At 69.9% G+C, this 11,410-nt stretch carries 9 protein-coding genes; 8 read left to right on the forward strand and 1 reads right to left on the reverse strand.

Annotated features, from left to right (window positions below; genetic code table 11):
• Positions 1–994 precede the first annotated feature (994 nt).
• The 5 genes from N4G70_RS36625 to N4G70_RS36645 all read left to right on the forward strand — a co-directional run bounded on the left by N4G70_RS36625 (position 995) and on the right by N4G70_RS36645 (position 7,642).
• A complete protein-coding gene (locus N4G70_RS36625; RefSeq protein WP_315904339.1) occupies positions 995–2,098 on the forward strand; it encodes a globin domain-containing protein in 1,104 nt (367 codons plus the stop codon).
• Positions 2,095–2,766, forward strand: coding sequence for a pyridoxamine 5'-phosphate oxidase family protein (locus N4G70_RS36630; RefSeq protein WP_261717112.1), 672 nt, complete (start codon positions 2,095–2,097; stop codon positions 2,764–2,766). The genes N4G70_RS36625 and N4G70_RS36630 overlap by 4 nt, the downstream gene beginning before the upstream one ends.
• Positions 2,767–2,953: 187 nt before the next feature.
• Positions 2,954–4,423 (forward strand): aldehyde dehydrogenase family protein, encoded by a 1,470-nt coding sequence (locus tag N4G70_RS36635; protein ID WP_261717113.1) that lies wholly within the window; start codon positions 2,954–2,956, stop codon positions 4,421–4,423.
• Positions 4,424–4,487: 64 nt separating this feature from the next.
• Positions 4,488–6,059 (forward strand): APC family permease, encoded by a 1,572-nt coding sequence (locus N4G70_RS36640; protein WP_261717114.1) that lies wholly within the window; start codon positions 4,488–4,490, stop codon positions 6,057–6,059.
• A 29-nt stretch (positions 6,060–6,088) separates the two neighbouring features.
• Complete coding sequence (locus tag N4G70_RS36645) at positions 6,089–7,642, forward strand: GMC family oxidoreductase (RefSeq protein WP_261717115.1); 1,554 nt, start codon at positions 6,089–6,091, stop codon at positions 7,640–7,642.
• A 76-nt stretch (positions 7,643–7,718) separates the two neighbouring features.
• Here N4G70_RS36645 and N4G70_RS36650 read toward each other — a convergent pair whose 3' ends face one another.
• Positions 7,719–8,546 carry a 2-phosphosulfolactate phosphatase gene (locus N4G70_RS36650; RefSeq protein WP_261717116.1) on the reverse strand — a complete coding sequence of 276 codons (828 nt, stop codon included), beginning with the start codon at positions 8,544–8,546 and terminating at the stop codon, positions 7,719–7,721.
• 305 nt (positions 8,547–8,851) lie between these two features.
• Here N4G70_RS36650 and N4G70_RS36655 point away from each other — a divergent pair, with 305 nt between their 5' ends.
• From N4G70_RS36655 to N4G70_RS36665, 3 genes are all read left to right on the forward strand, one after another.
• The gene (locus N4G70_RS36655) at positions 8,852–9,463 is read left to right on the forward strand and encodes a class I SAM-dependent methyltransferase (protein ID WP_261717117.1); all 612 of its coding nucleotides are present in this window, start codon (positions 8,852–8,854) and stop codon (positions 9,461–9,463) included.
• Positions 9,464–10,099: 636 nt separating this feature from the next.
• Positions 10,100–10,372: a hypothetical protein gene (locus N4G70_RS36660; protein WP_261717118.1), complete on the forward strand. Its 273-nt coding sequence runs from the start codon at positions 10,100–10,102 to the stop codon at positions 10,370–10,372.
• Positions 10,373–10,381: 9 nt separating this feature from the next.
• On the forward strand, positions 10,382–11,248 hold the full coding sequence (locus tag N4G70_RS36665) for a helix-turn-helix transcriptional regulator (RefSeq protein WP_261717119.1): 867 nt from the start codon (positions 10,382–10,384) through the stop codon (positions 11,246–11,248).
• Positions 11,249–11,410: the final 162 nt, after the last annotated feature.

The following is an 11,410-nucleotide window of genomic DNA, read 5'->3' on the forward strand; positions in this document are numbered from 1 at the left end:
GCAGGGGCAACACATCACAGTCCTCAGTCCTCCACGCAGGCATGATGCGCACGTCCGACCGTGAGCCGGACCAGACTGCGCCCCTCCCAACACAGTTGTCAAACAACAAGTGTTTCCGCGCGGAAATTACGCCCCTTCCCACTCCCCGCGCCCACCGCTCCCTGGTCACGCTCCTCCATGGGGAACGCACTCCGGCCTGACCCCGCGCCCCGTTTCCCAGGGCCGCCGCGGATGGAATAGCACGGCTCGACGGATATGTCCGGAGCGGCCGAATGGGATGAATTCGCCGGAATGATTCCAGGCATACGCCACTCCGGCCACGACGCCCACCCAAAACACTGCCGAGCCCGGGGATTTGCCGTGTTTCACCCGCAATCCGGCACGCCTAAAAGCCAGTTCACGCCACGGGGTAACTCCATCGCGGGGACCCATGCGATCATGCGCGGAAACCTCAACTCGGCTCGCGTTCCGCCTGGTTGAAGGCCGATGGCCAAGGCTTCACCGTCCATCGGTGGCCCGCTGACCCGCACGTAACCACCCGCCAGGACCTTCACAACTGGTTCACACTGCCCGACGGGAGCCGTCACTTGACACCACATCGACGCATTCAGACTGGCCATCCGGATACCCCGGATGCCACACACGACACATTGGTAACGCCTCCGAGAGGACTGACGCAGTAATTCAGGGGCAGACGGCCACTGGCGTCTCATCGCTACCGACTGAAAGGTGAATTGCCTGAACCACCATGTTCCTGACCATCCGGCGTTCAGCAAGCCTGCAACGGCGTCTCTGTGATTGTGACAACTCTGTGCCCCGAAGACTGTCGCGCCCGTCCCCAACGCGGCCCACGGCCTCTACGCATCCCGCAGATCCCCCTGCTGCCTTTCCGCCCCACGACCCGCCTCCCGCACCGGACATCGCGGCTCTGACCGAGCGCGAGATCTACCTGGTACGCGCCGGACTGGCGGTGGTCGAATCGCAGGCAGCAGAGATGACGGTGTACTTCTACGCCATCCTCTTCTCGCGCTACCCCCAGGTACGCCAGCTCTTCCCCGCCGACATGGACGTGCAGCGAGACCGGCTGCTGCGGGGCCTGCTGCGCATCATCGAGCTGGTCGACGACCCGCACCGCCTCGTCCAGTTCTGTTCGCTCCTGGGCCGCGACCACCGCAAGTTCGGAACGGTCGACGCGCACTACCCGGCGGTCGGCGAATGCCTGCTCGCCGCGCTGGCCCGGTACGCCGGGGACGCCTGGACCCATGAGATGGCCGCGGCCTGGACGCGCGCGTACAACACGGCGGCCCGGGTGATGATCCTCGCCGCCCAGGACGACAGCCGCGTACGGCCCGCCACCTGGAAGGCCGAAATCGTCGGCCACCTCCCCCGCGGCCACGGCATCGCGGAGATAACCGTGCGCCCCGACCAGGCGTACCCCTACGTCGCGGGCCAGTACGTCACCATGGAAACGCCGTGGCGGCCGCAGGCCTGGCGCCACTACTCCCCGGCCAACGCGCCACGCCCGGACAACACGCTCACCTTCCACATCCGTGCCGTCTCCGGCGGAACCGTGAGCAGCGCCCTGGTCCACCACGCGACCGTCGGCGACATCGTCCAACTCGGCTCCCCCCAGGGCGAGATGGCGCTGTCGTCCGCCGAGGACCGCGATCTGGTGTGTGTGGCCGGCGGCACCGGCCTCGCTCCCATCCGCGCCATCCTGGAGGAAGCGGCCCGCACCGGCATCCGCCGCTACGTCGACCTCTTCATCGGCGCCCGTACCGCGGAGGAGCTCTACGGCCTCGACGACATGCTGCGCATGGCCCAGCGCCAGCACTGGCTGTCCGTCCGCGCCGCCGTCTCCCACCAGCACATCGTGGGCCGGGAGGGGACCCTGCCGCAGGTACTGCACGAGTTCGGGCCCTGGGACCAGCACGAAGCGTTCCTCTGCGGGCCACCCGCCATGGTCACCACCGCCGTCCGCACCCTGATCCGTGACGGCGTGCCCGCATCCCGGATCCACTACGACCCGCTCGAAACCCCCGTCCTCAACACCCCGCTCGCACCGGCACGACACCGCCAGGAGAACGCACCGCTGTGACCAGTTCCCACCCCATACCCTCCCCAGGGGAACGCGCCCTTCAGGCCCACCTCGCCACGCAGGAACGTGCCGACGCCTTCTACTCGCGCCAGGTGCACCAGGCTCTGACGCCACCGATGCGGGACTTCATCGGCCGCCAGTCGATGGTGTTCCTCTCGACCGCCGACCGGGCCGGCCACTGCGACGCGAGCTTCCGGGCCGGGCCTCCCGGCTTCGTCACGGTGCTCGACGACGGCACCCTGACCTATCCGGAATACCGGGGCAACGGCGTCCTCGCCAGCGCCGGCAACATCGCCGAGAACCCCCATATCGGCCTGCTGTTCATGGACTTCACCCAGCACCACATCGGCCTGCACATCAACGGGACGGCCGCTCTGCTGGCCGCCGACGACCCGCTCGCGGCCCACGCGCGCATCCCCGCCGACCTCGCGCCCGGCCGCAAGCCCGAGCTGTGGATCCGCATCACGGTGCAGGAGGCGTACGTCCACTGCTCCAAGCACATCCCCCATCTCGAACCGGCGGCGCGACCCCGGCGTCGCCAGCCGGACCAACGCCCCAAGGACAGCGAATACTTCATCGCCCCCGCGCCCGCCCAGCCGTCGGCCGTGCCGTTCGCACCAGAACCGCACCACTATCCGCCGATGCCCCAGCAGGTCCCCCACTACTGAGGACTCGGCAAGAGTCCCCGCCCCCGCGCGGCGGCATGGTGAGTGACAAGCGCTCATCGTGCCGCCGCGCGGGACGGCCCGGGCCGTGCTAGGTGTGGCAGGTCACATGTCGTCGCGAGGACGGCCCGTGTCGCAGCGGCCGGTGTGCCAGTGCCGGCCGACCCGTCCGGCCTGACCTGGAGGATTCATGCCCGAGCTGTTCATCGCCGGCCGGTGGACGTCGGCCGCGGAAGGGGGCAAGCGGGACATCCGGTGCCCCGCGGACGGCTCTCTGGTCGCCCAGGTGGACGAGGCCGGGCCCAAGGACGCGGCCGCGGCGGTGGCCGCCGCGCGGGACGCGTTCGACCGCGGTCCATGGCCGCGCACCTCGGTCGCCGAACGGGCCGCGCTGCTGCTCGAGGTCGCCGACCTCCTCGTCCGCGACAAGGCCGACTTCGCCCGGGCCGAGTCCCTCGACACGGGCAAGCGCCTGGTCGAGTCGGAGTACGACATGGACGACATCGCGAACTGCTTCCGCTACTTCGGCAACCTCGTCGCCGGCACCGGAACGAACCGGGTCGTCGACACCGGCATCGCTTCCGTGGACAGCCGCGTCGTGCATGAGCCGGTCGGGGTCTGCACGCTGATCACGCCGTGGAACTACCCCCTGCTGCAAACCGCGTGGAAGGTCGCGCCCGCGCTGGCCGCGGGCAACACCTTCGTACTCAAGCCGAGTGAGCTGACGCCGCACACCGCGATCATGCTCATGCGGCTCCTCCAGGAGGCCGGGCTGCCGGACGGGGCCGCCAACCTCGTACTGGGCCCCGGGGCCGTGGTCGGCGCGCCGCTCACCACGGACGAGCGGGTCGACCTGGTCTCGTTCACCGGCGGCCTGAGCACCGGCCGGAGCATCATGGCGGCCGCCGCTCCGACGGTGAAGAAGGTGGCCCTCGAACTCGGCGGCAAGAACCCCAACATCGTCTTCGCCGACGCGCACTTCGACACCGCCGTCGACTACGCGCTCATGGCCGTCTTCCTCCACTCGGGGCAGGTCTGCTCGGCCGGTGCCCGGCTGCTGGTGGAGGACGAGCTGCACGACCGCTTCGTCGACGAACTCGCCGCGCGCGCCGGGCGGATCCGCATGGGCGGCCCCTTCGACGAGCACGCCCGCACCGGCCCGCTCATCTCCGCCGCGCACCGCGACAAGGTCGAGGCGTACGTCGCCGCCGGAGTCGCGGAAGGCGCGGTGCTGCGGCTCGGCGGCGCCCGGCCCGACGACCCGGCCCTCGCCGACGGGTTCTACTACCCGCCCACCATCCTCGACGAGTGCACCCCGCAGATGTCCGTCGTCCAGGACGAGTCGTTCGGCCCGGTCGTGACGGTCGAGCGCTTCCGGGGCGAGGCCGAGGCCCTGGCGCTCGCCAACGACACCGTCTACGGCCTGGCCGGGGCGGTGTGGACCACCGACGAGGGCCGGGCCCACCGGATGGCCGCCGGCCTGCGCGTCGGCACGGTCTGGATCAACGACTTCCACCCCTACGTCCCGCAGGCCGAGTGGGGCGGGATGAAGCAGTCCGGTGTGGGCCGTGAGCTGGGTCCCGCCGGGCTCGCGGAGTACACCGAGGCCAAGCACGTCTGGCGCAACACGGCGCCGGAACCGCAGCGCTGGTTCGACTGACCGACGGCCTGCCCACTGCCTCCTGCCCCCTGCCCCCTGCCCGCACGGAACGAGGAGACCTGCCATGGCGGACACCCCGCCCGGTCCGCAGGGGCCGGCCGAGAGCGCGTCCCCCGACGACCACGACGCGGCGCTCACCGAACTGGGCTACAAGCCCGGCCTCAAGCGAACCCTCGGCAACTTCCACACCTTCGCCGCCGGGATCAGCTACATCTCCATCCTGACCGGCACCTTCCAGCTGTTCTACTTCGGCGTCAGCTTCGGCGGCCCCGCCTACTGGTGGTCCTGGCCGATGGTCTTCATCGGCCAGCTCATGGTGGCCCTGTGCTTCTGCGAGCTCGCCGCCCGTTTCCCCGTCGCGGGCTCGGTCTACAACTGGTCCAAGCACTGCGGCGGCCCGCACGTCGGATGGCTGGCGGGCTGGATGATGACGGTCGCGACGATGGTGTCGCTCGCCGCGGTGGCCCTCGCCTACCAACTGACGCTCCCTCAGATCTCGAGCGTCTTCCAGGTGGTCGGCGACGGCACGGGCAAGTACGACGCGGCCGCCAACGCGGTGCTGCTCGGCGCGATCCTGATCCTGTTCACCACCGTGGTCAACGCGTTCGGCGTCAAGCTGATGGCCACCATCAACTCCGGCGGCGTCTTCATCGAACTGATCGCGGCCGTCGCCCTGGTGGTGCTGCTCGGCGTGCACATCACGCGGGGGCCGAGCGCCATCGTGGAGACCGGCGGCTACGGGCAGGGGCAGTCGCTCGGCTACCTCGGCGCGTTCCTGACCGCCTCGCTCGCCTCGGCGTATGTGATGTACGGCTTCGACACCGCGTCCTCACTCGGTGAGGAGTCCATCGACCCCGCCCACAACGCGCCCCGCGCCATTCTGCGCGCACTCATCGCCTCGTTCCTCATCGGCGGCCTGATCCTGCTGTTCGCGCTGCTGGCCGCCCCCGATCTGCACGCCAAAGAGCTGTCCGTGGACGGTCTGCAGTACGTGGTGAAGGCCGCGCTCGGCCATACGATCGGCGTGGTCGTGCTGTGGTGCGTCGTCATCGCCATCACCGTGTGCGCGCTTTCCGTGCAGACGGCGGGGCTGCGGCTGGCGTTCGCGATGGCCCGGGACAACAACCTGCCGGGCGGCACGAAACTGGCCCGGATCAGCCCGCGGTTCCAGACGCCGGTCCTCGCCACCTGTCTGATCGGGGTCGTGGCCATCGCCATCCTGGTCGTCAACATCAACCAGCCGCAGATCTTCTCCGTCGTCACCAGCATCGCCATCGTGATGATCTACGTCGCCTATCTTTTGGTGACACTGCCCCTGCTGGTCCAGCGGCTGCGCGGCCGCTGGACCACGGCGCCCGGCAGCTTCTCGCTGGGGCGGCTCGGGATCCCGGTCAACATCCTCGCCGTGCTCTGGGGCGCCGCGATGACCGTCAACCTGCTGTGGCCGCGCGCCGCGGTCTACAACGCCACCGGGCCCCAGCACTGGTATCTGCGCTGGGGCGGTGTCCTGTTCGTCGGCGTCGTCGGTGTCGGCGGCTTCCTCTACTACTGGTTCGTCCAGCGCGGGCGGACCGGCGTACTGGCCGAGCACGCCGTCGACGACCTGCCCGAACCCATGGCCCACGGCGGGCCGTAGGCGCACCCACCGTACGAGAAGGAGCTGACGTGGACGAGTTCGACTATGTGGTGGTCGGCGGCGGCACCGCCGGATGCGTCGTCGCCGCCCGGCTCAGCGAGGACCCGTCGGTCACGGTCTGCCTCCTGGAGGCGGGGCCCAGCGACGTGGACGACGACAACGTCCTGCGCCTGGAGCGCTGGATGGGCCTCCTTGAATCCGGTTACGACTGGGACTACCCCGTCGAACCGCAGGAGCGTGGCAACAGCTTCATGCGGCATGCCCGTGCCCGGGTGCTCGGCGGCTGCTCCTCGCACAACTCCTGCATCGCCTTCTGGGCGCCCGCCGAGGACCTCGACGCGTGGGCCGCCGCCGGCTGTACGGGATGGGGCGCGGCCGACACGTTCCCGCTCTACCGGCGCCTGGAGACGAACGACGGCCCCGGCGACCACCACGGCCGGACCGGACCCGTCAAGATCCGCACCGTACAGCCCAACGACCCATGTGGCGCCGCCCTGTTGGAGGCATGCGCACAAACCGACATCCCCACCACCTCCTTCAACACCGGCACGACGGTGGTGCGAGGTGCGGGCTGGTTCCAGATCAACTCCGACGAGAACAACATGCGCCAGTCCTCGTCCGTCGCCTATCTGCACCCCGTGCTGGGCAAGCGCCCGAACCTTGAGGTACGCACCGGGATCCGGGCCCAGCGGCTCCTGATCGACGCGAACCGGCGCTGCACGGGTGCCGCCTACCTCGCGCCGGACCTGGTCCACTCCCACACGGTCACCGCGCGACGGGAAACCATCGTGAGCTGCGGCGCCATCGACACCCCGAAGCTCCTGATGCTCTCGGGCATCGGACCGGCCGACCACCTGCGCGACGTGGGCGTGAACGTGGTCCTGGACGCACCGGGGGTGGGTGAGAACCTCCAGGACCATCCCGAGGGCGTCATCATGTGGGAGGCCAAGCGGCCCATGGTGACCGAGTCCCAGCAGTGGTGGGAGATCGGCATCTTCGTCGACACCCGCCCCGGCCTGGACCGGCCCGACCTGATGTTCCACTACGGCTCGATGCCCTTCGACATGAACACCTATCGACGCGGCTACCCGACGAGCGAGAACGCGTTCTGTCTGACACCGAACGTGACGCGCGCCCGCTCCCGCGGCACCGTACGGCTACGAACCCGCGACTACCGCGACAAGCCGCGCGTGGATCCGCGCTACTTCACGGACGAGCACGACGTACGCGTCATGACGTACGGCCTGCGCCTGGCCCGCCAGATCGCCGCACAGCCGGCCCTGGCACCATGGGCGGGAGCCGAACTCGCCCCCGGCCCGGACGTGCAGACCGACACGGAGCTGCTCCACTACATCGCGGAAACCCACAACACCGTCTACCACCCGTCCTGCACCGTGAAGATGGGCCCCGCCAACGACCCCACCGCCCCACTGGACGCCCGTCTACGCGTCAAGGGCATCGAGGCCCTCCGCGTGGCGGACGGCTCGGCGATGCCGGACCTGGTCACGGTCAACCCGTGCATCACGACGATGATGATCGGGGAGAAGTGCGCGGACATGCTGAAGGAGGATGCGGGGGGTTGAGCGGCTGGGGTGGGGTTGGTTGGTTGGGGCGCGGGGGGGGTGCGGGCAGGCGGGACCATGCCTGTCGGCGTCCCCGTCACACGAACTCGCTCCGGCCGACGAACAGACGGCCGCTCGGATCGCCGGGTTCACGGACCGGGACCGTGGCGTCGGCGTCGACGGTCAGCGCCAGGTTCACGTCCTCCGTGAAGCCCGCCGCCATCAGCTCTCGCGCGGAAACGCAGTCCCGCAGGTCGTCCGGAGACGTCCAGGCCGCCGCCGCTATGCGGGCCTCGGTCGACAGAAGCAGGCCCAGTGCCCCCAACTCCCGGCAGATCAGCCCGGCTCCGAGCCAGTCCTCGACCCCCGGCCGCAGCCCACTGCTGCCCGGTGACACCGAACTCCACTGCTCGCCGGACGCGACCACCGTGATGCGGCGCGCACGGCCCTCGTCGAGCAGACCGGCCAGCACCCGGGCGGCGGCCGAAGCGTTGCGCGGGCCCGCAACGACCAGCGCGGGAGCCGCCGACGCGGCCGCCACCACGGCCGCCCCGTTGAGCGAGGTGAACAGGACGCGTTGCCCAGGCTCCGCTCGGAGAATGCTGGCGGGAGAAAGCGACACCCCGCCCGGATCGGTACCGCGCTTCTTGCTCAGGGGCCGCGCACCGAGTCGGGCGCCCGCGACCTCGGGACCGCCCATATCGGCGATTTCGAGGCCGCTGTACACCAGACACGAGAAGTCCCGCGCGCAGGCGATCGACATGGTGGTCGAGAAGGAGAGCACATCGACGACAGCGACGGCATCTCCGCGTCCGGCAGCGAGCCTCGCGCCGGTCACGCCCCACTCGAGGTGGACCTGACGATCGGGCCAGGGATCGAAGTCCGCCGGCGCCAGAACATCCGACCCGTACGCGAAGTCAGTCACCGTGCCCGTTGCCTTTCCGATCAGTGCGACCACGTCGAGACCGAGCCCTGCGCGGAGCAGCCGTTGCTTCACCAGGGCGGCCGCCTCGTACCCGAGTACTCGTCCCAGCCCGGGAGTTTGGGCGGCTCACTGTAGTGCAAGCACACTTACGGAACGCTGGCGACCGCGGCCGGCTCAGAACAACGGATGGGGGGACACGGGCAAGTGACGTGGAACATAAGGGAGTTGACGTCCTGCGGTGTGACGGTTACCAACGCCGACGAGCGTCGCATCCCGGCCGCCGCGCTCACCGTGGACGTGGACGCTTGACCGACGCCCGGTCCTGGTATGGCGACCGACTGGCGGACGCCTACGACCGAGCCAACCCGGCGACCCGCCAGGGACTGCCGCCTGCCGCGGCCTGGCTGTCCGGGAGCGTTCCCGATGGGGGCACCCTGCTGGACCTGGGGTGCGGGCCGGGACGTGACCTTCCCGTACTCAGCCGACCCGACATCCACGTCATCGGCGTCGACATCGCACTGCCGATGCTCCGCCTGGCCGGCCGGCGGCACCACCCGCTGCTCTGCGCCGACCTGACGCAACTGCCCCTGAGGGACGCCGTGGCGGACGCCGTGTGGTGCGTTGCCGCCTGGGTTCACATCCCCCACCGGGACCTGCCGCACGCGGCGGCCGAACTCTCCCGGGTCCTTCGTCCGGGCGGTCACGCCGTGGTCGGTGTGCAGCGCGGTTCCGGGGAACGCGTCGAACTCGACCCGTACCTCGGGGAGGCGCCGAGGCTGATGGTCCGGTACGAGGAGAGTGAGCTGATCACCGCGCTCCACGAGGCAGGGCTGCACGCACTGCCCCTGGCCACGCCCGGCGCCGAGTTGGGCAACTGGGTAACCACGGTCGTACTGAAACCGTATGGCACGGCGTGACGGATCGCGGGGTCCGCAGGTGCCGCCGTGGCGGTCGCCGGCCCGGCCTGGTCCGGCACGGTTCGGGCCGACGGTTCGCCGGTTCGGCAGGGAACAGTTCGGCCCGGCCCGGCACCTGACCCGAGCACGACAAGGGCCGGACCAGTGGGTACTGGACCGGCCCTTCCGGCAGGATCACGCGCCAACATGACCATGCACTGTTCCCCGTGCGGCCGTGGTTGGAGCCAGGAGCGATCAGGGAGGCGTCGCTGTACACCGACGCACTCCGGATGGTGGCAGTGTCCCCAAACAGCGGCAAATGAAATTGGGACAGAATGAGATGATCACCGTAGGTTACGGGCCCCACGGCGCAAGGCGGCGGAGGGTCCTGTCTCCGGCCCCAGGTCAGGGCGCCCTACGAGTTGACCCGCTCCGTGTCTCATGGAGACCTGCCGTCCTCGTCACGATGACCGCAGATTTCCATGCCAAGACACATCGGAATCAACCGGCCTCCCCGAGCCGTCGGGCCTGACACGATGCTGCCCATCCTGCAGAGCCGGGTGGCGCCAACCACCCTTGCAGGCAACCGAGTTGGAGCCTACATACAAACGGGGTCCGGCGCTTGGCCGCCGGACGCCATCCTTCAGGAGGCCGATCGTGTCACCATTACCCCGTCCGGTGGCTCCGTGTCTTGCTCACGGAGCCACCCCCGCCCGCCGCTTCGGCGGCACCGAAACCGCCGTGGTGATCGTCATCGTGGTGCTGTCAGCAGTCCTGACCCGGACCGGTATGCAGGAGGCCGCCGCCCTCCGACTCCCTTTGACAGCAGCCCTGTTGGGCGGGTGGGCGGTACGCCTGGCGGCCGCCGGGCCGCCCAGGGCCCTGCGCCTGACGGGCAGGGCGATGGCCCGTCTCGCCGCACAGGGATGAGGACTTGCCATGGCTCGTCCAGAGAACCCCCTTCCCTCCACCACCAGCGCGCTCGGCCGACTGGCCACGTACCTGCGCAGCGAACGGACCCGCATGGGCCTGACCTACACACAGCTCAGCGAACGCGCGGAACTCAGCCCCTCCACCCTGCAACGCGCCGCCAGCGGAACGACCCTGCCCACACTGGCCGTGGCCGTGGCCTTCGACCAGGCCTGCGGAGGGAAGGGCGAGGCCCGCGACCTGTGGCGGGCCGCGCAGCGTGAGCAGCGCCGACAACTGACAGGCCCCCGCCCGACCGGTCCGTTGCTCGATCTCGTATCGGATCTGCGGGACTTGAGCAACGCGCTGATCGAACTCCATGACCGCAACGGGGCGCCGTCCATGCGTCTGATGGAGCAGCGCGCCGAGGCGAAGGCCTCACAGCACGGGCCGCTCTCGCGGTCGGCAGCCCACCGGATCCTTCGTCGGCGTGCCGTTCCCCGCACCCAGAAACAGCTCCACGCCTTCCTCACCGCATGCCAGGTCGCGGATGTCGAACGCCCCAAGTGGGTGCGCGCATGGCTGACCGCTCAGCGCAGCCATCGGCCCGAACCGACGCACAAGAGCCCGTACTACGCGGAACGCAAAGCGGACGCGGCCGTTTCCCTGGGCGGCCGCGGGAGCGCCCAGTGGGCCGCGGCGAGCTTCCGCGCCGTCGGTCTTGAGCCCCTGGAGGCGTTCCACGGGTTCACGGCGCCCTGGTCCTTCCGTTGCACCCGGTGCAACTCGGTCGGGCGGGGACGCCTCTCCGACCTGGGGCGGCCCACCGCCGGCTGCCAGGTGTGCCGCCGCCGAAGAGAGGACGAGAACGAACAGGACATGAGCGCCGACGGTTGACTGACGCCAACAAGCGGTCACTCGTCGTCCGCGGCAGCGGCGCGACACGTCTTGCGACTCGCCTTCGGCCGGATCGCGGCCGGGTGGCGACAGCCCCGTCGTGACAGCCCCGTCGTGTTGCCGGGGATGCGGAAACGGCTCGAGGATGCGGAAAACGCTCGT

The organism is Streptomyces sp. ASQP_92 (genome assembly GCF_025399895.1).
Taxonomy (GTDB): Bacteria; Actinomycetota; Actinomycetes; order Streptomycetales; family Streptomycetaceae; genus Streptomyces.